This is a genomic window from Tenacibaculum jejuense (assembly GCF_900198195.1).
In the GTDB taxonomy this organism is placed as follows: domain Bacteria; phylum Bacteroidota; class Bacteroidia; order Flavobacteriales; family Flavobacteriaceae; genus Polaribacter; species Polaribacter jejuensis.
This window is the reverse complement of the sequence record NZ_LT899436.1, coordinates 3,759,095-3,784,975: the sequence shown is the minus strand read 5'-3', so window position 1 is coordinate 3,784,975 and position 25,881 is coordinate 3,759,095. Positions and strand designations below refer to the sequence as shown.

The following is a 25,881-nucleotide window of genomic DNA, read 5'->3' as shown; positions in this document are numbered from 1 at the left end:
TATTTGAGTTATTATGAGAAATTATAAAAACCTTGAGGTTTGGAAAAAATCTCACCAACTTGCTTTAAAAATTTATGAGGTAACTAAAATATTTCCTTCAGAAGAAAAGTTTGGAATTATCTCTCAACTTAGAAGAGCATCATTGTCTATACCAACAAATTTAGTTGAAGGAGCTAGTAGAAATTCTGAAAAAGAATTTGCCTACTTTATAAATATAGCTTCTGGATCGTCAGCCGAAGTAGAATACTTATTAGAGTTCTCAAAATCTATAGCATACCTATCAGTTGAAGATTTTGATATTTTAAGTAAAGAGGTGATTATAATTAGAAAAATGTTGAACTCTCTTTATCAAAAACTAAAATGATACAAAAAGAAACAACTAAGAACCAAAAGCCAAAAGCCAAAAGCTTTGAAGATATATTCGATAATTACAACTGGGATTCAGTAATGAAAGACATTCTTTCTAAATCATCTCTTGATGTAGAAAGAGCTTTGGCTTCTGATAAAAGAGATTTAGAAAATTTTAAAGCTTTAATCTCACCTGCTGCAAAACCTTATATTGAGCAAATGGCTCAGTTGAGTAATCAGTTAACCAAAAAACGTTTCGGAAATACAATTCAAATGTATGCTCCGATGTATCTAAGTAACGAATGTCAGAATATTTGTACGTATTGCGGATTCAGTTTAACAAACAAGATTCCAAGACGAACGTTAACAGATGCTGAAATTTTAAAAGAAGTAGAGTTCTTAAAAAATAAAGGTTACGATCATATTTTATTAGTTACAGGAGAAGCGAATCGTACGGTTGGTGTAGATTATATTAATAATGCAATTCAATTAATAAAGCCACATTTTTCGAATATTACTATTGAAGTTCAACCTTTAGATCAAGATGAATATGAGTTATTGATAGCAAATGGATTGTATGCAGTTTTAGTTTATCAAGAAACATATCATAGAGAAGAGTATAAAAAACATCATCCGAAAGGAAAGAAATCTAACTTCTCTTACCGATTAGATACACCTGATCGTTTGGGAAAAGCAGGAGTTCATAAAATCGGATTAGGAGCTTTATTCGGATTAGAAGATTGGAGAGCAGATAGCTTCTTTACGGCATTACATTTAAAATATTTACAAAAGACATACTGGAAAACAAAATATTCCATTTCTTTTCCAAGATTACGACCGCATTCTGGAGGATTAGAACCTAAAGTAGAAATGACAGATGCTGATTTGGTACAGTTAATTTGTGCGTATCGTTTGTTTGATGAAGATGTAGAATTATCTATTTCTACTCGTGAAAATGAAATCTTCAGAAATCATATTGTACAATTAGGAATCACTTCTATGAGTGCAGAATCGAAAACAAATCCTGGTGGATACGCTGTTGAACCTCAGTCTTTAGAACAGTTCGAGATTTCAGATGAACGTAGTACAGAAGAGATAACTAGGATGCTAAAAGATCAAGGTTTGGAAGTAGTTTGGAAAGATTGGGAACATTTTAGTTAAGAGTTACAATATTATTAATGATAAATTGTTTCTAAATTAGCTAACTATTCTTAAATCCCCATAAGTAATGAGAAAACTAATAATAACTTTATTTCTATCTCTTATGTTGTGTTTTGTTAGTTGTAATAAGCCAAGCATAACATTTGGAGACACCAATTACTTCCCATTAAATGATAATAGTGAATGGGAGACTGTTTCACCTGAAAGTTTAGGGTGGAATACAGCTGAAGTTCCCGATTTATACTCTTTTTTAGAAGATTCTGAGACAAGAGCACTTATAGTTTTAAAAGAAGGAAGAATCGTTTTTGAAGAATACTGGGGAGCTAATTTTGAAAATACAGGAGCATTTACAAGAGATTCTAGATGGTACTGGGCTTCCGCTGGAAAAACATTAACAGCTAGTTTAATTGGAATAGCTCAAGGTGAAGGATTATTAACAATTTCTGATAAAACTTCAGATCATTTAGGAGCAGGATGGACAGATTTACCTTTAGAAAAGGAAAATTTGGTTACGATTAAGAATCAATTAACAATGACCACGGGTTTCCGTACGAATGTTAACCTAAACTGTTATACACCACAATGTTTTAAATATAGAGTTGATGCAGGTAAACAATGGTTTTATCACACAGGAACATCAACAGTGTTAAAAAGTGTAATAGAAAATACTTCAGGACTTACTTACAATGATTTTACAGATCAAAAGCTAGAAACTGTAACAGGTATGAATGGAGAATGGATAGAGGAAGATGATAGAAATATTTATTGGAGTACAGCTAGAGATGCGGCACGTTTTGGTTTGTTGCTATCAGCTAAAGGAATTTGGAGAGGAAATAGAGTAATAAGTGGAGTGTATATGAATGAAATGATAAATACATCACAAGGAATCAATGAATCCTATGGATATTTAACTTGGCTAAATGGAAAATCATCTATTGTATTTCCAGGAATTCAAACAATCACATTGCGTCCACTTTCACCAGAAGCGCCAGAAGATACTTTTGCAGCCTTAGGGAAAAATGGTCAAACTATAGCAGTAGTACCAAGCGAGGATATTGTAGTAGTTAGATTTGGTGATGAACCTAATCAAGGTCAATTATCTATAAATTATTTTAATGATCTGTGGGAAAAAATCAACAAGATTATCAATTAAAAGCAAATAGAAAAATCAATAAATGTTAAGAAATCTTACTTTTTTTATTATTCGATTAATGGGAATCAAAAAGATATTTTCAAAAACTCCTGTTGATTATGAAAAATTAAGAAAGTCAGATAGAAAATTACCACCTAAGCGTTTTTTAAAAAAGTTTTCAGTAGAAAGTTTAGATTTAGATGATACTAAAATTTATAAAATAAAAAAGGCAGATACCACTAGTAAGGATTTAATAATTTTTATACATGGAGGGGCTTTTATTTCTGGTCCAGCTGAACATCACTGGAATGCTATTGAGAAAATAGTAAAAGATACAAGCAAAGAATTGTGGTTGATAGATTATCCTAAAGCTCCAGAATATAACATTCATCAAATTTGTCAAAATATAGATTGGGTTTACGAGTTTGCAACTCAAACTTTGGCCTTATCTGAAAATATTACTTTGATAGGAGATTCTGTTGGAGGGAATTTAATTATGACTTTAACGCAAAGGCTCTTAGAAAAGAAAAAAGAAATTCCTAAACAATTAATTTTAATTACTCCGGTTTTTGATGCGAGTATGTCAAACACTGAAATAGAAAGCATAGCTGAAAAAGATCCAATGTTAAACGTATCGGGAATACTTTCTGCAAAAGAAATGTGTGCAAATGGCTTAGATTTAAAAGATAAAACCATTTCTCCTTTATATGGAACGTTTAAAGGGTTTCCTAAAACTGAGATTTATATTGGAGCATATGATATTATGTATCCAGATGCAAAAATAGGAGTTAAGAAAATGCAAGAAGAAGAGGTAGATGTAAAACTTATAGATGGAGCTAAAATGCCACATATTTATCCGTTACTACCAGTTTTACCACAAGCAAAAAAAGCTTTACAGCAAATTATTGAAAGTATAAAAGAGTAATAACACTCTATGTTTTCTAAAATGGATTATGACAAGATTAATACTGTTTTAATATATATTGAAACTTAGAATTAGTAGTTTTACTTATGCAGAAAAAGAACCTTATTACATTTTACTTTATCGTATTTATTTTAGGATTATATGCTCAGAAAAATGAATACTGGAAGGATAATTGGAAGAAAATTACCATTACTGATGATTTCTATAAACCTAATAGTGTTTATTTTAGTAGTAAACATAACAAATGTGAAATAAATAGAAATTATGAACTTCGCTCACTTGTAAATAATGAGAATATAACTACTAAAATTAATTCTAGTCTAATAGATTCGTTATTTCTAGCTATTCAAACTCAGAAGAAATCAAAAACAAATCCTTTACAAATGTTTAATAAAGATTCAGATTGGTTGGCTAGTAATGCTGAAGAATTATGGGGGAAATATTGGTATAGAATAGACGAGAAGAAAAACGAGCAAATAGATTCTTTTGCAATTACGATTATTAAAGATTACAAAAAAAATAAAAATCTAGTTTGGTCCATGCAGGGAGAAGGAACAGATAGAAATTTATCATTTGTAAGAATCCAAATCATAACAGAAAAAGATACATTGAACATTACTTCTACTGGTAAATTTCCTTATATGCTTCCTTGGTATGTGGAAAATACAAAAGTGTATAATAGTGATATTTCAACAATACTATCTAAAATTATTCCAGATGAAGTAGAGGTAAATAAAGAAAAACTGTTAGGAACTAATTTTAACTTTACACTTCTAAATTTAATAAAGAACAAATACTTAAAAGATAGAATTAATTATATTAAGCTTAAGAAGAAATATAAAAAACAATTCAAATATTTAGAGAAAGAGTTTGTAATTAAGAGAATAGAAGAATCTTATATGTCTTCTGTTGAATGGGAAGGTATCATGACAAAATCTTTGGAAATAGAACTTTTAGATAAGAATGGGTTTGATAATATTGAGTTTTATACCATATTTAACGCAAACTTTCCTTTTAGTTCTTCTAAATCAATTGTTCGGAATAAGAACAAATTACTTAAAATTTTAGAAAATAATCCAGTCTTTAAATATTCTATCAATTGTGAAAATTGTGTAGGTGAAATTCATTGGGTGAAATCTAAGTCATTTAGTAGAAAAGCTAAAGAGCATTTTATTGAAGACTTGATAAATCGAGGCGCAGATAAAAACAAATATAAAGGTCGTTACAAAGATGCCATTTTTTTTGAATTAACAGAAGAAAGGGAATCTGGTAAAAGCATTTCAAGATGGATTTTTCTAAAAGACGGGACTTTAATTTTATGGGAGTTAGAAGGAAATTATTTAATGAACTTGTCAAAAGAACTTATGAAAGAAAGAGGTTTTGTGTGTTTAGAAATTAAAAAAGAAGAATTTGATGCTAACTAGAGAAGAACAAAAACAATATAATCGTCATCTTATTTTAGAAGAAATAGGAGAGAAGGGACAAATAAAGTTAAAACAGGCTAAAGTTTTAGTAATTGGTGCAGGAGGTTTAGGCTGTCCTGTTTTACAATATTTAACAGCCGCAGGAATAGGAACAATTGGCGTTATCGATGATGATGTTATAGATCAAACCAATTTGCAGCGTCAGATTTTGTATACTGTTGAAGACGTAGGAAAATCAAAAGCAGAAACTGCAGCAAATCGATTATCAAAATTGAACCCTTTTATCAATTTTCAGATATATAAAGAGCAGTTAACTAAACATAATGCGATTGAGTTATTCAAACAATATGATATTATTGTAGATGGAAGTGATAATTTCCAAACTCGATATTTATCCAATGACGCTGCTGTAATCACCAACAAACCTTTAGTTTATGGATCTATCTTTAAATTTGAAGGTCAAGTAAGTGTTTTCAACTATAAAGGAAGTGCAACATACAGATGTTTATATCCGACACCACCAAACCCGAAAGATGTTCCTAATTGTTCTGAGATTGGAGTTTTAGGAGTTTTACCAGGAATTATAGGAAGTTTACAAGCAAATGAAGTGCTTAAAATGATTATTGGTTTAGGTGATGTACTTTCAGATAAATTATTAGTGTTAGATGTGTTGTCGATGCGTCAATTAGTGTTAAACTACAGTAAAACTGAAAGAGCTGAAGTTACTGCTTTAGATGAAAATTATGAAGCATTTTGTGGTGTAACAATTATTGAAGATGAAATAACTCTTGAAGATTTGAATCAGAATAAAACAAAATACAATTTGTTAGATGTTCGTGAAAACTGGGAACGTGAACAATATCATATTGGCGGGCAACATATTCCACTAGGAGAATTACCTAGTCGTTTTTCTGAAATCGATATATCCAAACCAGTAGTTGTGTATTGTAAATCAGGAATCCGTAGTACCAGAGCTATCGATTTTTTACAAGAGCAAGAATTACAAGGAAACTTTATTAATTTGAAGAATGGGTTGAGTTAGTTTTTTTCTCTTCCAAACGTAAGATAGTATCTAAAAAAATTACATCTCTTCCATTATTGGGTTCAGTATACCCGAAAGAGGCATAATAATAGGTGTTACAATTATTACAACAAGTCACTTTGGAGCAAAAACCAATTCCATTGTGATTTCTTATATCGTTAGTAGCAATAATAACTGGAGTATCTGTGTTTGATTGATACGTACAAGTTTTATTTCCAACATTTCCAAGATCATAATGGTTTATTTCTACAGTGGCATCATTACAAACAATACACTTAAATTTATATGGAGTTTCAGTAATATGATCTAAAATAGTGTATTTGTTAGTCCAGCCTTTATCATTTGATAAAACAACTTCTTTAACACGATATTCTCTTGGCTCTTTATCTTGTTTCATAAATTAAAATAGAAATATTAAATATAATGTAATATCATGAAAGTAAAATAGAATAAAAAGAGTTGTTTTTAATTTATAGCTTCATCTTTTACTCTAAAACAACGTTCAGAACCTAAAAAATTTGGATCTCCAAATTCTTCAGACCAAAATCCATCTAAAATATCTTTTGTGATACATCTATAAGCTGCTGTTCCAGTACAAGCAATATGATTCTCGTCTAAATATTGAAAGTTAATAACAAGAATATTATCGTTAAAGAATCCATATCCAGTTTGTTCTTGTTCCTTGCCAATTATCCAACGTGCATGTACTCTTTTATGTTTATCTATAGTTATAGATAGCGTTCCTTTATATTCGCTATTTTTTTCATCTTGATTAGAACCTATTATTGAAAACTCACCTACTAAATCTTCTACAACCATAAATAGTTTAACATAAAAAGTTTACAAATATAAATGATTATTTACGTATAAATCTTATGTGCTTGTAACAGTCATTATGCAGTTTTTAGGGGGATTTATCCCCTTTTATGGGTAATAACGAGCATTTCATCTTTAACATATGTTAATTTTATTTAGAAAAAACTATATTTAAATGTGAACATAATTAGGAGGATATGGTTAAAGGAAGAATTTACGGAGTGATTTTGAGTTTATTATTGTTTAATGTTCAATTTTTATTATCTCAAAATCAAGAAGAAAAAGGTTCGGTTAATAGATTAAGAAATAATATTTCTGAAGTAGTTAGGCCAGAATATGTTTTACATATAAAATTAAAAAAGAGACCTAATAGTAATAAAGTAGTTATCACGTCTATGACTTATGAAAGTAGACAGCCAAATATATTCAAGTTATTAATTGCTCAAAAAGAAAGGATAGCAGCTTTAGAGAAAAAAGAAAAGAAAAATAGAAAATAAGATTTTCTTCACTTATAAATAGCAGAACAGAAGTCAAAAAAAGTTACTTTTGCGGCTATGAAACAAACTACCAATACGATTCTAATGATTCGTCCTATTGGTTTTAGGATGAATGAACAAACAGCTGTAAATAACTACTATCAAAAAGTTTTAGATAATGTTTTACCGGCTACAGTTAACGCAAAAGCCCAAGAAGAATTTGATAATTACGTAGAGAAACTAAGGAGTTATGGAGTAAATGTAATTGTAGTTTCTGACACAAAAGATTCAGATACACCTGATTCTATATTTCCAAACAATTGGATTTCATTTCATCAGGATGGAACAGTAGCTTTATATCCTATGTTTGCTGAAAATAGAAGATTAGAGCGAAGAGAAGATATTTTAGATACTTTAGAAGAAAACGGTTTTGTTATTGAGAACGTGATTGATTATACTTCTGCTGAAGAAGAGCAGGTTTTTTTAGAAGGAACAGGAAGTTTATTGTTAGATAGAGTAAATAAAAAAGCATATTGTGCTTTATCCCCTAGAGCAGATGAAGAGTTATTTATTGAGTTTTGCGAAGATTTTGAATACACACCTGTAGTATTTACAGCAAATCAAACTGTAAATAATGAAAGAAAAGCAATTTATCATACTAATGTTATGATGTGTTTAGCTGAGACTTTCGCTGTAATTTGTTTGGCTTCTATAGATGACAAGAAAGAAAGAAAAAATGTTGTAAAGCATTTGAAAGAAGATGGAAAAGAAGTTATAGATATAACAGAAGCTCAGGTGAATAATTTTGCAGGAAACATGTTGCAAGTAAGAGGTAAAGATGAAGAAAGGTTTTTAGTAATGAGTCAAGCGGCTTATGATTGCTTAACTAAAGATCAGATAAATAAGATAGAAAAACATTGTAAAATTATATCTAGTTCTTTAGATGTAATTGAAGGCTGTGGAGGTGGAAGTGCCAGATGTATGATGGCAGAAGTCTTTTTACCAAAACAATAAAATAAACAAAATCCGCTAACAATCGCGGATTTTTATTTTATATAGTTTATATGGAGAATTTCTGAAATGTGACTTTTTAATAAATTGAGTGTCATAATAGTGTAATTAAAATTTATAAACTATGACTTCAAAAATCAAATTATTATCAGTAGTAACATTTTGTTTATTCTTAGGAATGAATACAGTAGCTGCACAAAAAGTTGTAGTTAAAAATGGAGTAGAATATCTTGAAGAAGAGGATGCATCAGAAGACTTAAACTCAATTACAGTACCTTCAAAATCATTACAAGTAAAACTCAAGAAGAAAGGGAATAAAAATGTAGTTGATAATGCAACTATCGCAAATATTAGAAAGGTTTCTAAGAAAAGAAAATCGTTATTACGATTTAGAAAAAAGAGAAAACAAGTTTCTAATAAATGTTTCAAGGAAGCTGATAAAAAGTGTAATTCGATAAAAATTAAAAAGAAACATTAAGAAAGTTTCCATATGTGAAGTTCTCATTATGAGTTTTTTACCATTCATCGATACTTTTAAACGCTTTATCGATACTAGTTTTTTTTAAGCTGTTTTTTTTCGTATATTTATTCTATCCCCAAATTAATGAATATGTATGCTAAAAATCCCCTGTTATTAGTAGTAATCATTTTACTATTTTTAAATTCCAAAGAAGCTTTTTCACAAGAAAAAGTAGTTGTAAAACACGGTGTTGAATATTTAGAAGAGTCTGATGACGACGGAGGTCTAAATTCCATAAAAATACCAGTTAAGAAAGCCAAAACTAAGGCAAAAACAAAAAAAACTAAGCAATTAAGTAAAGAAGTTTTAGCGATACAAAAGCTAAGCAAATCTTCAATAAAAAAGAAAAAATTAAGATTTAGAAACAAAAGGAAAAAAGGATCTAACAAGTGTGTTAAAGACGCAAAGAAACAGAAATGTGATTCATCTAAATCTAAGAAAAAATAACTCCAAGCTGCTCATGAGCAGCTTTTTTTATTTAAAATACTTCGTAAACAAAAATAAAGAATAACCATTCATCGAAACAATACTTTACTTTCATCCATCTTCATGAAAATTTATAAAGTCTTAAAGATATCTTTAAATTAATAACATTAATCAAAGAAAGATGAGAAGAAGAACAAGTTTACAAGTAGTAATACTTTTAATATTAAGTGTAACTTTAGTAAATGCCCAAAAAGTAGTTGAAGAAAATGGTTTGCAATACCTTAAAAATCAGAAAGCAGAAAATCTCAATACAATTGATAGACCTTCTTTTATGATGAATGTGAAAGTTCAAAAGAAAAAGGGAGAGAAGGCAATAGTATCAACAAAAATTATAAGTACACATAAAACGAAGCTTGATACAAAAGTGTTGAGATTTAGAAAAAAGAGAATATGTAAGTCTAAGTAGATATATTTTTATATAATAATATTAAGATGAAAACCACTAATTAGGTGGTTTTTTTTGTGGCCTAGAATAGTTGATTTTGCTGGTTTTTTGAAATGCATATAAGAAAAACTTATTCTTTTTTGTAAAGTCATTGAGAATAATGAGACTATTATATCAAGCATGCTGATTTAAATAATTAGAAATATAACCAGATAAAAATTAATTATTATGGACTCAAAAATTAAAAATATACTTATTCCTCTACTAGTTGTATTGGTTTTAGGTATTCAGCAAACAAAAGCTCAAAAAGTAACTAAAAGTAATGGTGTAGAATATCTAGAGAAAGCTACTGAAACCAACGACTTAAATACAATAAAAGTACCTGTAAAAAGCCTTAAGAAAAAGAAATTAAGAAAAGTTAAAAAGAGTATTAGAACTGTTGCAGATTTAGAAAGAATAGTTCAAAGACGAAAAAATCTTAGATTTAGAAATAAAAGAAGATCACAAGAAAAGTGTTACAGTCACACAGAAGAGAAATGTGAAACTAAAGAATAAAAAAGAGCACCCTTGGGTACTCTTTTTTTATTTTAATACATCATGAATTATTTTTCCTGTGGCTCCGTTAGGAAATTCAATTTTTAATAAATTAGAAATCGTAGGAGCTATATCAATAACTTCATAATATTCTTTAGAGCTTCCATTAGATATTCCATTGCCATAAAATAGTATTGGAACATGGGTATCATAAGAATAACCTGATCCATGAGTTGATCCTTTCTTAGGATATATAATTGTTGATGGATTAGGGATTAATAATACATCACCAGAAAATTTTTGATTGTAACCATTTTGTAAATGGTTTAAAATACCATTGTTAAATTGTGCGTTTTGTAAAGTGTTAGCAGTTATTGACTTATAAATGCCATTGAAATTAATAACGTTATCACTAATCACTTGTGCAACTTGATTCACAGTCAATTTTTTCTTTTCAATGTTTTCTTTATTTAGGAATATTTGAAAATTAGAAATATTTTCAATGAAGTCATCTGACTTAAAATATTTCTTGGTAATTTCATTTACATAGTCTAAAAGTTTTTTTCCACTTAAGTAATTTGCAGGAATTTTTACTGATTTCAAATAATTCGGAACTTGAACAGCAGCATGGTCAGCAGTTAAGAAAAGAGTATAATTATTTTTACCAACCTTTTCATCTAAAAATATTAGTAAACTCTCTAGTTCTTTATCAAATCTAAGATAAGTATCTTGAATCTCTTTAGAATCTACTCCAAATTGATGTCCTACATAATCTGTAGACGAGTAACTTACAGCTAAAAAATCGGTATGTTTACCTTGTCCTAATTCTTCTCCAATAATAGCAGCTTTAGCAAAGTCTGTGGTTAAAGAATTTCCAGCAGGTATAGCTTTAATAATACTATAATTGTTATTCTTACTTCTTAAGTTCGGAATATCATGAGGAAAAACAGGACGCTCTTCTCCTTTAAAAGTTTTTTCAAAATTATTATCGTCAATAATACTTTCAGTGTAAGTATTAATATCATAAAGAGTTTCCCAAGGTTGTTTTAAGTATTCATCAGCTTTACCAGAAGTATTAAAATCAGTAACCCATTTTGGTAATTCGTTCATGTAAAATGAAGAGGTAATCCATTGTCCTTTACTACCACCATCAAACCAATATGCTGCATTAGCAGTATGTCCAGCAGGTAAAATAGCAGAACGATCTTTAATACCAATTCCTATAGTTTTACCCTGCATATTTTGAGCCAATCGTAATTGATCGGTAACAGTTGTAGTTAACATTCTGTAAGGAGATTTCTTTCCGCCATCACCATCGTTACCAATAGTTTTATATCTCTTATCATCAACACAATAAATTGATTTTTTTTCGAATTTATCATACCAATTATTACCAATAATTCCGTGGTTATTAGGTGTAGTTCCGGTGTAAACAGAAGTATGGCCTACTGCCGTATATGTTGGGATATAATTAAAATGAGCATTCTCTAAAGAAAATCCATCCTTAATTAATCGTTTAAATCCACCCTCTCCATATTTACTATCGAATCTAGTTAGATAATCATATCGCATTTGATCTACGATAATTCCTACTACTAACTTAGATTTCTTAATAGAATTATCTTTTTGCGTATCCTTTTGATTACATCCCAGAAGAATAATAGATAGAGTTATTACAATAAGTTTTATCCTATAATTCATTATTTAAATTTTAAGAAGCAAAATTAAATAATTCAGAAATGAAAATAAATTATCTGAAGGCGTTATAAATGATTTTTTTAATCTTAAAGTATAATTTATACAAATGAATATTCTTTAGTACATTAGCAAAATAAATTGTATTAGATGAATTATATCGAGCATGTAGGGAAGTATTTTATGATGCTTGGTCAAGTTTTTAGAGCACCACAAAAGTTCCGAGTTTTTTGGGAAGCTTTATTTAGAGAGATAGAAGAATTAGGATTAAAATCCATTGGTATAATTGCATTTATTTCTTTCTTTATTGGTGGAGTAATCGCTTTACAAACAGCCTTAAATATTAGTGATCCCTTAATACCAAAAATGCTTATTGGTTTTGCAACAAAAAGATCAGTAATATTAGAATTTGCGCCAACATTTTGTTCTATAATTTTAGCAGGAAAAGTTGGATCGTACATAACTTCAAGTATTGGAACTATGCGAGTAACAGAGCAAATAGATGCCTTAGAAATTATGGGAGTTAATTCATTAAACTATTTAATTCTTCCTAAACTATTAGCTACTATTTTCTTTTATCCTTTTTTAGTGATTTTAGGTATGTTTTTAGCAATCTTTGGAGGTTGGGTAGCAGGAACAGCTACGAATATGTTTTATGAGGCAGATTACATAGCAGGAATTCAATATGATTTTGACCCGTATCTAATTATTTATGCGTTAATAAAAACAATTGTATTTGCTTTTATTATTGCAACAGTTCCTTCTTATCACGGATATTATGTAAAAGGTGGTTCTTTAGAAGTAGGGAAAGCCAGCACACAATCTGTAGTTTGGACTATCGTAGTAATAGTTGTTTGTAACTATTTCTTAACTCAAATGTTACTTACTTAATATATGATTAAAGTTAACGACATACATAAAAGTTTTGGTGAAGCACAGGTCTTAAAAGGGATTTCGACTTCTTTTGAACCAGGAATGACCAATCTAATAATTGGTCAGAGTGGTGCAGGAAAAACGGTTTTTTTAAAGAGTTTATTAGGGCTTTATACGCCAGAAGAAGGAACAATAGTATACAATGGTCAGATCAACAGAGAAATGACAATTGATGATAAAAGAGAGTTCAGAAAGGAGTTAGGCATGGTTTTTCAAGGAAGTGCTTTGTTTGATTCTTTAAATGTGGAAGAAAATGTAATGTTTCCACTAAAAATGTTCACTAAACAATCTTTAGAAGAGATGTTAGAACGTGTGAACTTTGTTTTGAAAAGAGTTGATCTTGAAAACTCAAATATGAAATTTCCTGCAGAACTTTCTGGAGGGATGCAAAAAAGGGTAGCTATAGCTAGAGCAATAGTTATGAATCCAAAATATTTATTTTGTGATGAACCAAACTCTGGTTTAGATCCAAGTACTTCGATACTTATTGATAACTTGATAAAAGAGATTACAGAAGAGTATCAAATCACAACAGTAATAAATACCCACGATATGAATTCCGTTATGGAAATTGGAGATAAAATTGTCTTTTTAAAAAACGGAATTAAAGCATGGGAGGGAAGTAGCAAAGAAATATTTAAAACAGATAATACTGCCGTTGTAGACTTCGTTTATTCTTCGAACTTATTTAAAAAAGTTAGAGAAGCATATTTAAATGAAAGATAAAATACTGATATTTAGAGTGCTGTTTTTTGATAAAAAAAATATTTAAAATTTATTGAAAAAACATTTGGTGCAATCAAAAAAGCTCTATATATTTGCAACCGCTAAGAAAAAATGACCGGGTAGCTCAGTTGGTAGAGCATCTCCCTTTTAAGGAGAGGGTCCTGGGTTCGAGCCCCAGCCCGGTCACAAAAAGCTTCTCTTCGGGAGGCTTTTTCTTTGCAAACTTGGGGAGATTCCAGAGCGGCCAAATGGGACGGACTGTAACTCCGTTGTCTTTCGACTTCGCAGGTTCGAATCCTGCTCTCCCCACTAAGTTTTTATACTTTAATTAGGGGATTTTTATGAAGGGCGTTTAACTTGAGGGAGTTGGGCGTTTTTTTTTAAAAGAAGATGTCATCTTTCCTTTTCTTATTCGCAAGTTTACAGAATCATACTACTTTTTTACAATTGAACAAAATAGTTATTCCTTAAAACTTATCTAAGTTTCAAGGAATATTACCAATTTTATGTATTGTTTTCTATATTAGACATTGATTATTAATTTTCTAATGACAATTTTATCCTATAAAATTTAGGTAAGTAACTTAACCTATAGCATTTGATATCGTTTAAAACTTAAATCGAATAGGTTTTTAGAAAAGTTATTCTTAAGATATTCATCAGCAAATTCCCATATAAGATCAGGTAAATATTCATCCTCATTTATAATACCCGATCCAATATTTTCAACAATTTCGCCTTGGGAAGAAATGTGTTTTCTTTCGAGTATACCGTCGTTGAATTTTTCAAAATAATAAGTGTCAGAAACTTCAGAAATAATAAACTGAATTATTTCTCCCTTACTAGAACTTAGGTCATACATTTGACCGAGTTCAACAAAAATTAAAGTTCCATGTTCGGTAGTTAATAAATCAATTGTTTTTTCTTCTTTAAAAGCGCTCGAGGCTTGATCAAAGTCTACATCTTCTGTATATTTAAGACTACAATCAAAAAACAATTCTATACTTTGTATAGTTTTAAAGGAATCTTTAGCGACAATCCCTGCAATATTAAATCCCATATTAATTATTTTATATTTAGTTTTTAACTGTAAAATTCGATTTCTTTTTTCCCTTTTTTATAAGATGTATAAGTCCAATATAAAAAAGCCATTACAACTAAACTACCTACAACAATAGTGTTAGTAGTACCTAGTGATTCTGCTAGTAGTAACATTAATCTTTTTAGTCCTCTTTTTCCACCACTAATACTAACTGTATCTCCAGACTCTATACTTCTAGCCATATTAAATGTTATTATAGTCATAATAAAAGCGATTATTGTATATAGTGCTTGTTTAATCCATGAAGAAAAAGAGTTCGATGATTCTTTCTTTAAGGAAAAATTAGTAGTGTATAAGAAGTATTCTTTTACGGCAGTATACTCTGAAATATCGTTAAATTGAAAGTATGTTTTAGAGTTCTTATTTCCTTTTTTGAAGAACAATTGGATGGCTAACTCTTTTTCTTCTAAGATAAACTTTGTGATCTCTTTAATTTTGATATGAATATGAGTATCTAAAAATGATTTTTTTTGGGTGTTTACTTTGTCTAAGAAGGTTTCTTCATTTTCATAATTTTCATCTGAAGCTAAAATAGTATCATCTTTAATGAATACATTTTTCATTAGTGCTTCTTGGTTAACAATAAACTTGTGCATATACTTCTATATTTAAATTAAAGTTTCAAACTATAAGGCGCTAAAATATAATTAGTGCTTTACAGAGAATACTTACGATGTATATACGCAATTACTAAAGCTATATTTGTGTATAGTTTTAAGAAGGTATGAAATGAAGTGAATTATTTAGTGTAAAACAAATAATATATTATTTGGGTAAAAGAAAAATAAATGTAGCTCCTTTACCGAGTTCAGACTCTACCCAAATTTTACCTTGATATAGTGCAATAATCTTTGTTACAATAGCCAAACCTATACCTGTAGAATTATGATGATCGTCTAACGTTTGAAAAATGTCAAATATTTTTTTGTGGTATTTTTCTTCAATTCCCTTACCGTTATCTTGTATTCTAAACTCCCAGTATTCTTCTTTATCAGTATAACTTACAGTAACTAAGCCATTATCTTCCTTAGCGTACTTAATAGCATTACTAATTAAATTTTGAAAAAGTTGATGTAATCTAAATTTATCTCCACGAATTGTAGGTAGCTTGTAAGGAATATCAATTTTTACATGATTGGGCACATGAATAGTTTCTGTTATTTCACCAACAACAAAATCTAAATCTACTTGACGATCAGCTCGTTCAATTTTATCAACCCCGGCATATTTTAAAATTCCATTAATTAAATGATCCATTTTATCGATCTTCTTAATTAAAAGTTGGAAGTTTTTTTCGATGTCTTCATTATCAGTAATTTGACTAAAATCTTCATGTAGCCAAGTTACTAAAGCATTCATACTTCTCAGCGGTGCTTTTAAATCGTGAGAAACAACGTGAGCAAAGTCATTAAGCTCTTTATTACTAATAGTAAGATGATTTAGTAATTCTTCTCTTTCTTTTTGAGCTGTTAAATCTTCTGTAATATCTCTAACAATACCATGAGCAAAAACAGGTTCATTGGCTTCGTTATAGACTAAACTAGAGTTTATTTCTATCCAGCGAAGCTCCTTATCTTTATTATATACTCTGGCTCTAAAGTTTTTAAATGTTCCTTGTTTTAATAAAGTGGCATAAGACTCCATTGCATAAGGAACATCTTCTTTATATAAACTTTTTGTTACATTAAAAGTATCAGTATAACCAAAGAAGTTTTGAGAAGCATCATTCATTTTTAGAACATTACCATACAAATCCATTAATATATAAGGATCAACAATAGTTTTAAATAAACTTTCTAAGTGTATTTCTTTTTCACTAAGAACGTTTCTTAAATTCTGATTGGTTTGATAAAGTTCTAGAGATTTGTCTTCAAGGATTTTTTCTGCAGCTTTTCTAGCTAGTCTTTCTCTATTAAGAGCTTTCTCTAATAGAGCTATTTTAGCATCACTCATTTTTTAACGATTTCAAAACGTACTTCTGAACCATCTTCTTTGAGTAGTTCATGTTTAATATCACAGTTTTGGCCATAGTGTTCAAAACTCTTTTCCATTAGTCCGTGGGCAAATGGATAAAGCGATCTTGAAGAACGATATATTAAAACTAGTTTTTCATCGGTTTGCTCTAAAGTTTCAAATTGCGGTAATTCAGCATCTGGATACAATTTACGTACTTGAACATGAATATGCCCTTCTATTGAAGATAACAATTCAATTGGACCTTTGTATGATTTTAGGATAGATCCATAATTATTTACTAACGCATCAAAAAAATGTAAACCATATACTCTAAGAAGATCGTTGGGGGCTATTTTTGTGGCTTTACTCAAATTGGTAAGTAAAGATACCATTTCATTAAACTTGTAAGTTCCAACAGAAGTATAAACTCCATTAGATTCCAATTCAGATTCATCAATGATTTGTTGAACTGTCTCCAGTCCAAATTTAGATTCTACTAAATCTAAGAATTCTGTAAAAACGATTCCTTTCATAATTAACCGACTAATTCACTACTTGTCCAATAATCTAACATAGTAGTTATGTTTTTGCTGTAATCTTCGTAACGGATAGGTTTTAAAATGTAACCTGCTATACCAAGTTCGTAACATCTTTTAAGATCCTGCATGTTATCAGAGCTAGATAGAATTATTATAGGAATGTATTTTAGTCGTTCATCAGCCTTTAGTATTTCCAGAAATTCTATACCATTCATTTTTGGCATATTCAAATCTAAAAAAATGAGTTGAGATAATGAAGAGTTTTTTAATTTCTCTAGTGCATCTTCTCCATTAGTAGCTTCAATTATTTCTGTAGGGTGATCAGTTTGTCTACAAACCCTAGAAAATTTCATTCTTTCTACTTCGTCGTCGTCGATAAATAATATGTTTAATTTTCTCATTATCATCATGAAATCTAAATTGCGATATGAAAATAGAAAAAATGAGCGTTAAAAGTTTTTTTATTCATTCGACGAGGATTTAAGTTTAGATTATTGGTTGATTACTGTAGATGAATGTTTTTTGAAAATTTCGAATTAAATGAATTGAAGTATTTAATTTTCAGATGAAATACTACATGTTTTTGTATCTTTCGCTCAAAAAATAAATCAAAAGTATGGATGAAAATAAGCAGGAAGAAACGATAGATAAGTCTAAAGAAGCTGTAAGGCAAGATGCTAAAGGTTTGTGGGCTAGTTTTAAAACGTTCATGAATGAACTTTTAGATTTTAAACATGATACAGATCAAGAAGCTACTATAGAAGCTATAAAAGGTGACGTTCCATTTAAAGGAGCTACAGCTTGGATTTTAATTTGTTCCATCTTTGTTGCATCGATAGGTTTAAATGCAAATTCAACAGCAGTAGTAATCGGAGCCATGTTAATATCTCCGTTAATGGGACCAATTTTAGGAGTTGGAATGTCTTTAGCAATAAATGATATAGACACCTTAAAAAAATCATTAGTCAATTTGGCTACAATGATTGTTTTAAGTTTAATCACTGCATTTTTATTCTTTTTTCTGTTTCCTTTAAGAGAAGAAACATCCGAATTAATGGGGCGTGTAAAACCAGATATTCGAGATGTTTTAATTGCGTTCTTTGGAGGTTTAGCTTTAATTATCGCACGAACTAAAAAAGGAACGATAGCCTCTGTAATATTTGGAGTTGCGATTGCTACAGCTTTAATGCCACCATTATGTACTGCAGGGTATGGTTTAGCGATAGGGAATTTAGATTACTTTTTGGGAGCTATGTATTTATTTACCATTAATGCAATCTTTATTGCTTTAGCTACCTTTATTGTATTAAAGTTATTAGGGTTTACAATGATTCGTTATGTAAATTCTAAAAAGAGAAAACGTGTAGCTCAAATTGCTTCTTTAATCGCATTATTAGTAATGGTACCAGCGGTAAGAACATTTATTAATGTTTATAAAGAAACTGTTGTGCAAGCAAGTTTTGACAAGTATATAAAAACAGAAGTAGAAGATAACGATAATTTATGGTTAAATGGTGAGCCAAGAAAAGATGACGAAAAGAAACAAATCAGATTAAGATTTAATGGAGAAATAGCACCAGCTGTTGAAACAAACTTAAAGCTGAAAGTTAAAGATTATGATAAGATTAGTGATTACGATGTTGTAGTAATTGGTAATAAATCGAGAAGTATAGATGATATTTCTAAATCTTTAGAAAGAGCATATAATAACTTAGATCAAAAAGATTATGTTATTAATGGGTTACAAGATAAGATCAAAGAGTTAGAAAATGAAATTTCAGGATTAACATCTACAATAGAAAAAGCTGATAAAAGTAGTATTCCTTTTAGTAAGATTGCTGGTGGAGCTAAACTTAGATTTAATGATATTCAGGAAATTCGTTTTTCTAAAGTATTGTCTACTAAAGATTTTATTAAAATCGATACACTTCCAGAAGCTACTGTAATTTGGAGTAATAAATTGAAGAAAGACTATGTAGCAAAGAAGGAAATCGAATTAAAGAAATGGTTACAGAAAGAAATGAAATTAGATACTCTAATTATCAAGAAATAAAAGAGTATACAAAACAAAAAGAGCATTCGTTAGAATGCTCTTTTTTGTTTTTATTTATTTTGACTACAGTTTTTCAAAATTTCTTCTGCTCTTTCTTTACCATATTTAGGATAGTATTTAGGTAATTCTTCTTTTTCAAATAAGGCTAAGGCTTTTTCAACATCTTTACAATACGGATCAGTAGGTTGACCAAAAAACTTTGCGCTTCCCATGTCCCATTCAGCTTTTCCTAAAATAACTCTAGGATTTTTTGGAGCTAATTTTAGAGCTTCGTTATATAAAACTGCATTTTTGCCAGATAAAGTCATTCCATATTTTTGTCCATCAAAAGCAATATAAGCTGTATTTAATAAAGCTTGATTAATCATAATTTCAGGATTTTTAGGAGAAATACTTTTGGCGATATCTAAAAACTCTTGTGCTCTTTTCAATTTAGAGTTTAGTTTAGCTTCATCTTTTAAACCAAAACTTCCTAATATTTCAATAGTTGCCACGTAGTAAGACGGTAACCATTCATTTTGTTCAGCTTTAGCGATTCTCTCAAATAATTGAGATGCTTGATCATTTTTTTTCGCTCCCCAAAGTTCAAAAGCTTTTTGCATTCCTGTATCGTATTTCGATTGGCTAAAAATTGAAAATGATATAGTTAATAATAATAAAGTGATTATTTTTTTCATGATAAGCGTTTTTATTTTATAGTAATAGCTAAAGAAATATTTTTATCGACAGTGAATTGTGCATCTTTATATTTTGGGGGCCCAAAAAATCCTTTGGCATCATTAGAAATTCCTATAGGTTCTTTTGGAATACCAAATATTTTAGTGTCCATTTTTTTATTATCATTTTCATCATGAAAAGCAGAAATTGCATAATTTCCTGCTTTAATGTTTTTAAAAACGGCTGTAGCTTTCTTATCACTTATTTTTACGATTTCACCTTTCATTGGTGTTTTTAAGAAAGTGTTTTCAGAGTTATACAGAGCAATGTATAAATCACCTTTGTCTGATTTCATTCCAGAAAAATCAATAGTAATGGAATATGTTTCTTGTGCTAAAATGCTTGAAAAAGTGCTTAACACGAATACGAAAAGGAGTAAAATAAGTCTTTGCATAGTTTTAAGATTTAAATTCATTTCAAATATCTTTCGATTTATTTTTATTTAATCAAAATTCTTACCGAGTTGTTATTTTTAGTTACCGAATTGTGATTTGATTATTGTTATTTATAGTTTGCTGATAATTATATTAAATATTATCTAGCTGATTACTTTTATTATCGTCACTAATAGACCAGAAAAATCCGATAAAAAAGAATTGATCTGCTGTAGGTCTTAATGCTTGTCTTTCAAAAGTTCCGTTCATGTTCGGTTGGTTACTGTAATTATATCCAAAAACGTTTTCTGTTCCTAAAACATTGTTTACAGATATGTATAATATCTTTTGTTGGCTAATCAAGTAAGCGGCGTTTAAACTTACGGAATTATAATTCTTAGTTTTTTCATTTAAAAAACCGATTTTATTAGGATTTGTATATGTTCTACCGGTTGCAAATCTATAAGAAACACCAAGTTGAGTTTTCCAAGAATCAACCCAATATTTACCAACTACAGAAGCATTGTGTGATGATGCAAAATTTGGAGTTGCTCTAGTAGGGAAATTTCTATGATCTCTTTCTGTGTCTAAATAAGAGTACGATACCCAGTAATCTAAGTTTTTAATATTCTTATTATCTCTCCAGAATACATCTACACCTTTTGCAAAACCATCTCCATTATTATCAAAATTTGAAGAAGGAGAAGCAAACTGATCGTCGAATTTAACTAAGTCATCATATTGTTTGTAGTAAGCTTCAATTCTAAATTGTTGCTTGTCTTTCATAAATTGATAGTTAGCAATGTAATGTGTCGCATTTTCAGGATTTAAATCGGTAGAAAATTTTAAATATTCACTTCTCGGATTCTGGTAAAACTTACCATAAGCAAAAGAGAATTGAGATTTAGCTCCTGATTTATAAGCTAAAGAAGCTCTTGGAGAAAACGTCATTTGATCAGAAAACTCATTGTTTTCGGCTCTAAGTCCAACTTTAGCTGCTAGTTTTTTAGAAAAGAAAATATCTGTTTCCGCAAATGTTCCAAAAATATTATTATTAAATCCGTAGTTAAAAGAGTTGGTGTTATTTAGTGTGAACTTTTCTTTAAAGTTTGTGATAAAATATTCAGAACCAAAGTTTAGTTTTATTCGACTTGAAAAACGTTTAGAAACTTTTACTTTAAAGTGAGCAGAATTTTCCTGATCATCTATCAGATTATCTTGTAAAGTAAAATCAGTATTTTCATTAGTATAACTCATTCCTCCAGAAATAGACCATCTGCTTCCTAAACGTTGTTTGTACGAACCATTAAAGTAAAGGTTGGTGTTTTGTAAAGCAAAATTGAAACCGTTAGCGAAGTTAATATCCTCCTGAATCACATCTAAATTAGAATAGTTAAAAGCACTATAAAGTTTTAATAATCCATCTTCATTTGGTTGATAGCGATATACCATTTCACCACTTGCACCTTCAAAAGGTTTATTCCATTCTTCTCTTCCTGGAAATGCAATTTGATATGGAGCTAAGTTGATATAAGAAGTATTTATACTGAAAGAGTTTTTACCCCAAATTTGAGTGTTTCCAATTCCAGCACCAACTGTCATTAATTGGATTTCAGTTTTTTCTTGATCTGGTTGATCAATAGTATTTAAAGTAAGTACGCTCGATAGCGCTTGTCCGTATTCAGCAGAATAACCACCAGTAGAAAAAGTCATTCCTTTAAAAAGAAAAGGAGAAAAACGTCCTCTAGTTGGAACATTGCTAGATGTTGGAACAAAAGGATTAAAAACTCGAATTCCATCAATAAACATTTGAGTTTCATTTGCGTCACCCCCTCGAACAAATAATCTACCATCTTCATCATTAGCTGAGGTTCCTGGTAATGTTTGAAAAGCTCCAACAACATCACCTAAAGCACTTGCAGTGGTAACAATATCCAAAGGTTTTAAAGCTACAGCTCTTGCTTTTTCTCCAGCATCAAAACTTCCTGCATTAATTACAACTGCATCTAAAGTGTTAATATCTTCTCTAAGTTTTATCACTAAATTATTTAGTTTACTTAACACGGCTGTTTTGTAAAAAGTTTCAAAAGAGATAAATGAAACTACTATGGTTTGTGTTCCTTCTTCAGAAGTTGTAAAGCTGTATTTCCCATTTTCATCGGTAGAGGCTCCGTCATAAGTTCCGTCTAAATATACATTTGCTCCAGGAATTGGATTTCCTTTAGTGTCTATAACTTTACCAGAAATTTCTACTTGAGCAAAAGTTACAAAGCTCATTAAAAGAGAAAAAATAAATAGTTTGGTTTTCATGTCGTTTTTTTATTTGATGACACAAAGGTGTGTTTGTATTCTTCTTTTTCATAAAAAGAAATACCGAGTTGTAAAAAAAATAAGCTGAACTGTTTTTTAGAGTACTGGAATATAAATAGTAGTATTACATTTTTTTTGAGGATGCGTATTAAAGTCGTTATGATAAATATCAAAAGGATCTAATTCACTGTTAATTTTATATCCTTTATTAAAAATCCAAACGAAAATACCTTCCCACATGTTAGGAAGTTCATCCATTCCTAATTCAAAATTAGCTTCAATATATTTTCCTGAAGAAATAGTTCGAGTGTTTATATCAGTTGTATCAATATTAATTCCATTTAGACTAATACATGCACTAACTTTTAGCTTATCAGGTTCAGTGATTTTTGGACTATCATGATAAATTGACATAATTTGATGTTTCCCATTCATTAAGTTTCTGGGGTAAGCCCACTGGAGTAGTTTTTGAAATGCAGTTCCCAAATTTTCAAAAGGTCCTATGTGCGGAACATAAGCTACATCAATATCGTTAATGAAAACAGTATCTATTTTTTTAGCGTTACGATCAATAAATTGTAAATGTTCATTCATGTTACAAATGTATTGTTCCAGTTGAGTTTCTATTTTACCATTCTTGCTTTCTGTTTTGCAAATCTTGCTAAATCTACTCGAGCTGCTTTCTTGAAATTGTTTAGGACTCATTCCATAAAACTTTTTGAAAGTTCTAGAGAATGTGGATATTGAACTAAAGCCTGAAGAAAAAGCAATTTCAGAAATACTTTTATCCGGTTTGTGAAGCAAATAATCGGCAGATTTTTCAATACGCTTTCTAACAATAAAATGATTAAAAGTCTCGCCAGTTATAGCTTTAAAAATACGATGAAAATGAAAAGGAGAAAAATGAGCTTTAGAGGCTACATCTTCTAACAAAAGTTTAGCGTTACTATTTTCTTCTATGTATTGAATAGCTTTATAAATTCTTACCGCAATATCGTTATTCATACCTTTTATTTTCAGATGAACAAATGTATACTATTTATAAAGAACTCGCATTTATATTGTATTTTTACAAAGCTAAAAAAATACAAATGTCACAAGATTTAAGCGATTACAGAAAGTCGTATGAGAAATCAGAATTGTTAGAATCTAATTGTCCAGAAAATCCTATAGAATTGTTTAGAGATTGGTTTTTAGTAGCAAATGATTCTGAATTAGTAGATGAAGCTAACGCTATGAGTATAGCGTCAATCGGTTTAGACGGTTTTCCAAAAACTAGAGTTGTTTTACTAAAAAAGTATACACACGAAGGTTTTATTTTTTATACTAATTATAACTCTGAAAAAGGAAAAGCAATAACAGAAAATGGAAATGTTTGTTTGTCGTTTTTTTGGGCAGGATTAGAGCGACAAATTATCATAAAAGGAACAGCAGAAAAAGTCGCAGAGAACTTATCTGATGGATATTTTGAATCTAGACCAGATGGAAGTAAGTTAGGAGCTTGGGCATCAAATCAGAGCGAAGTAGTTGCAGATAGAAAAGTGTTGTCAAATAATCTTGCTGAATTTGAGAAAAGGTTTAAAAACAAAGAGATACCAAGACCAAAACATTGGGGAGGTTTTATAGTGAAGCCAATTTCAATAGAGTTTTGGCAAGGACGTCCTAACAGACTTCACGATAGAATTCGTTACGAATTACAAAAAGATTTTAACTGGAAGCTTGAACGTTTAGCTCCGTAATACTATATTTGAACATTCTTTTTTAGTTGAATGAAAACAATTTACATAGTTCGTCATGCTAAATCATCGTGGAAATATACAAGCGTAAAAGATCACGATAGACCGCTAAAAGAAAGAGGAATTAATGATGCTCATTTAGTTTCTAAATATTTAGCGAAAAATATTCAAAGGCCAGATGTGTTTATTTCTAGTAGTGCAAATAGAGCATTACAAACAGGAATAATTTTTTGTGAAAACTTTGGATATCCTATGGCTAATCTGAAAATTAGCAAACAACTCTACAGTTTTAGTGATGGCTATCTTGTGAAAACAGTAAAAGCATTAGATGATAGCTTTGATAGTGCAATTATCTTTAGTCACGATCATGGAATAAATACTTTTGTAAATAAGTTTGGAAGCAAGCCTATAGCTCACGTAACCACTTGTGGTGTTGTGGGTATTCAATTTAAAGAAAAACATTGGAAAGACATTAAAAAAGGAGCCACAGTTCTTGTTGAGTTTCCTAAATATCATAAATAAAACGAATCACTTTTGAAGATAAGGAAATACGCCGCCATTGATATAGGTTCGAATGCTGTACGATTATTGGTAGCTAATGTAATAGAAGATAAAAAGAAAGAACCTAAATTTAAAAAATCATCGTTAGTAAGAGTTCCTATCCGTTTAGGAGCCGATGCTTTTGTTGAAGGTAGTATCTCTGATAATAATATTGATCGAATGTTAGATGCCATGAAAGCTTTCAAATTGTTAATGAAAGTTCATGGAGTAGAAAAGTATAAAGCATGTGCGACTTCAGCAATGCGTGAAGCATCTAATAATCAAGAGATAGTTGAGAAAGTTTTTAGAAAAACAGGTATTGAAATAGATGTAATAAATGGCGCAAAAGAAGCTGCAATTATTTCCTCAACAGATTTAAAGCATCTTATTAATTCAGATGAAACATATTTGTATGTAGATGTTGGTGGGGGTAGTACTGAACTTACCATTTTTTCTGAAGGAAAAATTATCAATTCTAAATCTTTTAAGATAGGTACTGTTCGTTTGATTAACAATTCAAAAGAAAAGAATAAAAAGATCTTTGCCAAGGTAGAAGAGTGGATAACCAAACACACAAAAGAATATAAAAGAATTTCTTTGATAGGTTCTGGAGGAAATATCAACAAGATTTTTAAAATGTCTGGTTTAGATGCTGGTCGACCTATATCTTATATTTACCTAAATGCTCAATTTGAATATCTAAAAAAGATGACTTATGAAGAACGAGTTTCTGAGTTAAGTTTAAATCCAGATCGTGCAGATGTAATTGTTCCAGCTACAAAAATTTATCTTTCTGCAATGAAATGGAGTGGTGCGAGAAGAATTTTTGTACCAAAAATAGGGCTTTCAGACGGTATAGTTAAGAGTTTGTATTTTAATAAATTATAAAATTATTTAACAAGTCTTTAACATTAGTGAAATTTGTTTATATTTGTTAGGC

30 protein-coding genes and 2 tRNA genes are annotated in these 25,881 nt (G+C 29.8%); 20 read left to right on the top strand and 12 right to left on the bottom strand.

From position 1 onward, the window contains the following. Positions 1-13: 13 nt before the first annotated feature. The 6 genes from AQ1685_RS16535 to moeB all read left to right on the top strand — a co-directional run bounded on the left by AQ1685_RS16535 (position 14) and on the right by moeB (position 6,032). Complete coding sequence (locus AQ1685_RS16535; protein WP_095073981.1) at positions 14-364, top strand: four helix bundle protein; 351 nt, start codon at positions 14-16, stop codon at positions 362-364. Beyond that, the gene (gene thiH, locus AQ1685_RS16530) at positions 361-1,509 is read left to right on the top strand and encodes a 2-iminoacetate synthase ThiH (RefSeq protein ID WP_095073979.1); all 1,149 of its coding nucleotides are present in this window, start codon (positions 361-363) and stop codon (positions 1,507-1,509) included. The genes AQ1685_RS16535 and thiH overlap by 4 nt, the downstream gene beginning before the upstream one ends. 67 nt (positions 1,510-1,576) lie before the next feature. After that, positions 1,577-2,662, top strand: coding sequence for a serine hydrolase domain-containing protein (locus tag AQ1685_RS16525; RefSeq protein WP_095073977.1), 1,086 nt, complete (start codon positions 1,577-1,579; stop codon positions 2,660-2,662). Positions 2,663-2,684: 22 nt separating this feature from the next. Next, positions 2,685-3,566 carry an alpha/beta hydrolase fold domain-containing protein gene (locus tag AQ1685_RS16520; RefSeq protein ID WP_095073975.1) on the top strand — a complete coding sequence of 294 codons (882 nt, stop codon included), beginning with the start codon at positions 2,685-2,687 and terminating at the stop codon, positions 3,564-3,566. Positions 3,567-3,652: 86 nt separating this feature from the next. After that, the gene (locus AQ1685_RS16515) at positions 3,653-4,990 is read left to right on the top strand and encodes a hypothetical protein (protein ID WP_095073973.1); all 1,338 of its coding nucleotides are present in this window, start codon (positions 3,653-3,655) and stop codon (positions 4,988-4,990) included. Then, positions 4,977-6,032: a molybdopterin-synthase adenylyltransferase MoeB gene (moeB, locus tag AQ1685_RS16510; RefSeq protein WP_095073971.1), complete on the top strand. Its 1,056-nt coding sequence runs from the start codon at positions 4,977-4,979 to the stop codon at positions 6,030-6,032. Before AQ1685_RS16515 ends, moeB begins: the two co-directional genes overlap by 14 nt. Here the strand turns inward: moeB and AQ1685_RS16505 are convergent. Together AQ1685_RS16505 and AQ1685_RS16500 are read right to left on the bottom strand one after the other, a co-directional pair. Beyond that, positions 6,007-6,429: a hypothetical protein gene (locus AQ1685_RS16505; protein WP_095073969.1), complete on the bottom strand. Its 423-nt coding sequence runs from the start codon at positions 6,427-6,429 to the stop codon at positions 6,007-6,009. The two genes, moeB and AQ1685_RS16505, sit on opposite strands and share 26 nt — an antisense overlap. 68 nt (positions 6,430-6,497) lie before the next feature. Next, positions 6,498-6,851 (bottom strand): hypothetical protein, encoded by a 354-nt coding sequence (locus AQ1685_RS16500; RefSeq protein WP_095073968.1) that lies wholly within the window; start codon positions 6,849-6,851, stop codon positions 6,498-6,500. A 194-nt stretch (positions 6,852-7,045) separates the two neighbouring features. Between AQ1685_RS16500 and AQ1685_RS16495 the strand changes: the two genes are divergently transcribed. The 6 genes from AQ1685_RS16495 to AQ1685_RS16470 all read left to right on the top strand — a co-directional run bounded on the left by AQ1685_RS16495 (position 7,046) and on the right by AQ1685_RS16470 (position 10,281). After that, complete coding sequence (locus AQ1685_RS16495; protein WP_095073966.1) at positions 7,046-7,345, top strand: hypothetical protein; 300 nt, start codon at positions 7,046-7,048, stop codon at positions 7,343-7,345. A 57-nt stretch (positions 7,346-7,402) separates the two neighbouring features. Then, a complete protein-coding gene (gene ctlX / locus AQ1685_RS16490; RefSeq protein WP_095073964.1) occupies positions 7,403-8,338 on the top strand; it encodes a citrulline utilization hydrolase CtlX in 936 nt (311 codons plus the stop codon). Positions 8,339-8,459: 121 nt separating this feature from the next. Next, complete coding sequence (locus AQ1685_RS16485; protein WP_095073962.1) at positions 8,460-8,813, top strand: hypothetical protein; 354 nt, start codon at positions 8,460-8,462, stop codon at positions 8,811-8,813. A 132-nt stretch (positions 8,814-8,945) separates the two neighbouring features. Next, positions 8,946-9,302, top strand: coding sequence for a hypothetical protein (locus tag AQ1685_RS16480; RefSeq protein ID WP_157730263.1), 357 nt, complete (start codon positions 8,946-8,948; stop codon positions 9,300-9,302). 160 nt (positions 9,303-9,462) lie between these two features. Continuing rightward, positions 9,463-9,747, top strand: a complete 285-nt coding sequence (locus AQ1685_RS16475; RefSeq protein WP_095073957.1) for a hypothetical protein — start codon at positions 9,463-9,465, stop codon at positions 9,745-9,747. A 207-nt stretch (positions 9,748-9,954) separates the two neighbouring features. Beyond that, positions 9,955-10,281 (top strand): hypothetical protein, encoded by a 327-nt coding sequence (locus tag AQ1685_RS16470; protein ID WP_095073955.1) that lies wholly within the window; start codon positions 9,955-9,957, stop codon positions 10,279-10,281. A 27-nt stretch (positions 10,282-10,308) separates the two neighbouring features. On the opposite strand, the gene pafA is transcribed toward AQ1685_RS16470, so the two are convergent. Then, positions 10,309-11,961: an alkaline phosphatase PafA gene (gene pafA, locus AQ1685_RS16465; RefSeq protein ID WP_095073954.1), complete on the bottom strand. Its 1,653-nt coding sequence runs from the start codon at positions 11,959-11,961 to the stop codon at positions 10,309-10,311. A gap of 144 nt (positions 11,962-12,105) precedes the next feature. Here pafA and AQ1685_RS16460 point away from each other — a divergent pair, with 144 nt between their 5' ends. From AQ1685_RS16460 to AQ1685_RS16445, 4 genes are all read left to right on the top strand, one after another. Further along, positions 12,106-12,846, top strand: coding sequence for an MlaE family ABC transporter permease (locus AQ1685_RS16460; protein WP_095073953.1), 741 nt, complete (start codon positions 12,106-12,108; stop codon positions 12,844-12,846). Positions 12,847-12,849: 3 nt separating this feature from the next. Beyond that, on the top strand, positions 12,850-13,614 hold the full coding sequence (locus AQ1685_RS16455) for an ABC transporter ATP-binding protein (protein ID WP_095073952.1): 765 nt from the start codon (positions 12,850-12,852) through the stop codon (positions 13,612-13,614). 113 nt (positions 13,615-13,727) lie between these two features. Next, a tRNA-Lys gene (locus tag AQ1685_RS16450) sits at positions 13,728-13,800 on the top strand. A gap of 40 nt (positions 13,801-13,840) precedes the next feature. Then, positions 13,841-13,923, top strand: a tRNA-Tyr gene (locus AQ1685_RS16445). Between the two features lie 280 nt (positions 13,924-14,203). On the opposite strand, the gene AQ1685_RS16440 is transcribed toward AQ1685_RS16445, so the two are convergent. The 5 genes from AQ1685_RS16440 to AQ1685_RS16420 all read right to left on the bottom strand — a co-directional run bounded on the left by AQ1685_RS16440 (position 14,204) and on the right by AQ1685_RS16420 (position 17,612). After that, complete coding sequence (locus AQ1685_RS16440) at positions 14,204-14,674, bottom strand: hypothetical protein (protein ID WP_095073951.1); 471 nt, start codon at positions 14,672-14,674, stop codon at positions 14,204-14,206. 23 nt (positions 14,675-14,697) lie between these two features. Then, a complete protein-coding gene (locus AQ1685_RS16435; protein ID WP_095073950.1) occupies positions 14,698-15,312 on the bottom strand; it encodes a hypothetical protein in 615 nt (204 codons plus the stop codon). 169 nt (positions 15,313-15,481) lie between these two features. Then, the gene (locus AQ1685_RS16430) at positions 15,482-16,669 is read right to left on the bottom strand and encodes a sensor histidine kinase (protein ID WP_095073949.1); all 1,188 of its coding nucleotides are present in this window, start codon (positions 16,667-16,669) and stop codon (positions 15,482-15,484) included. Continuing rightward, entirely contained in the window at positions 16,666-17,205 is a 540-nt protein-coding gene (locus AQ1685_RS16425) for a heme NO-binding domain-containing protein (protein WP_095073947.1), read from the bottom strand. Before AQ1685_RS16425 ends, AQ1685_RS16430 begins: the two co-directional genes overlap by 4 nt. Before the next feature lie 2 nt (positions 17,206-17,207). Continuing rightward, a complete protein-coding gene (locus AQ1685_RS16420) occupies positions 17,208-17,612 on the bottom strand; it encodes a response regulator (RefSeq protein ID WP_162288584.1) in 405 nt (134 codons plus the stop codon). Between the two features lie 215 nt (positions 17,613-17,827). On the opposite strand from AQ1685_RS16420, the gene AQ1685_RS16415 reads away from it, so the two are divergent. Then, entirely contained in the window at positions 17,828-19,264 is a 1,437-nt protein-coding gene (locus AQ1685_RS16415; protein WP_095073945.1) for a DUF389 domain-containing protein, read from the top strand. Positions 19,265-19,314: 50 nt separating this feature from the next. Here the strand turns inward: AQ1685_RS16415 and AQ1685_RS16410 are convergent, their stop codons facing one another. From AQ1685_RS16410 to AQ1685_RS16395, 4 genes are all read right to left on the bottom strand, one after another. Continuing rightward, entirely contained in the window at positions 19,315-19,941 is a 627-nt protein-coding gene (locus AQ1685_RS16410) for a hypothetical protein (protein WP_095073944.1), read from the bottom strand. A gap of 11 nt (positions 19,942-19,952) precedes the next feature. After that, a complete protein-coding gene (locus tag AQ1685_RS16405) occupies positions 19,953-20,375 on the bottom strand; it encodes a DUF2141 domain-containing protein (RefSeq protein ID WP_095075102.1) in 423 nt (140 codons plus the stop codon). Positions 20,376-20,508: 133 nt separating this feature from the next. After that, positions 20,509-22,665 carry a TonB-dependent receptor gene (locus AQ1685_RS16400; RefSeq protein WP_095073942.1) on the bottom strand — a complete coding sequence of 719 codons (2,157 nt, stop codon included), beginning with the start codon at positions 22,663-22,665 and terminating at the stop codon, positions 20,509-20,511. Positions 22,666-22,761: 96 nt separating this feature from the next. After that, on the bottom strand, positions 22,762-23,670 hold the full coding sequence (locus AQ1685_RS16395) for an AraC family transcriptional regulator (protein WP_095073940.1): 909 nt from the start codon (positions 23,668-23,670) through the stop codon (positions 22,762-22,764). A gap of 86 nt (positions 23,671-23,756) precedes the next feature. Here AQ1685_RS16395 and pdxH point away from each other — a divergent pair, with 86 nt between their 5' ends. From pdxH to AQ1685_RS16380, 3 genes are read left to right on the top strand one after another with little or no spacing between them, the layout of a single operon-like run. Continuing rightward, positions 23,757-24,404 (top strand): pyridoxamine 5'-phosphate oxidase, encoded by a 648-nt coding sequence (gene pdxH, locus AQ1685_RS16390; RefSeq protein ID WP_095073939.1) that lies wholly within the window; start codon positions 23,757-23,759, stop codon positions 24,402-24,404. A gap of 30 nt (positions 24,405-24,434) precedes the next feature. Beyond that, on the top strand, positions 24,435-24,923 hold the full coding sequence (locus AQ1685_RS16385; RefSeq protein ID WP_095073938.1) for a SixA phosphatase family protein: 489 nt from the start codon (positions 24,435-24,437) through the stop codon (positions 24,921-24,923). Positions 24,924-24,935: 12 nt separating this feature from the next. Continuing rightward, the gene (locus AQ1685_RS16380; protein ID WP_095073936.1) at positions 24,936-25,829 is read left to right on the top strand and encodes a Ppx/GppA phosphatase family protein; all 894 of its coding nucleotides are present in this window, start codon (positions 24,936-24,938) and stop codon (positions 25,827-25,829) included. The last annotated feature ends 52 nt before the right edge of the window (positions 25,830-25,881 follow it).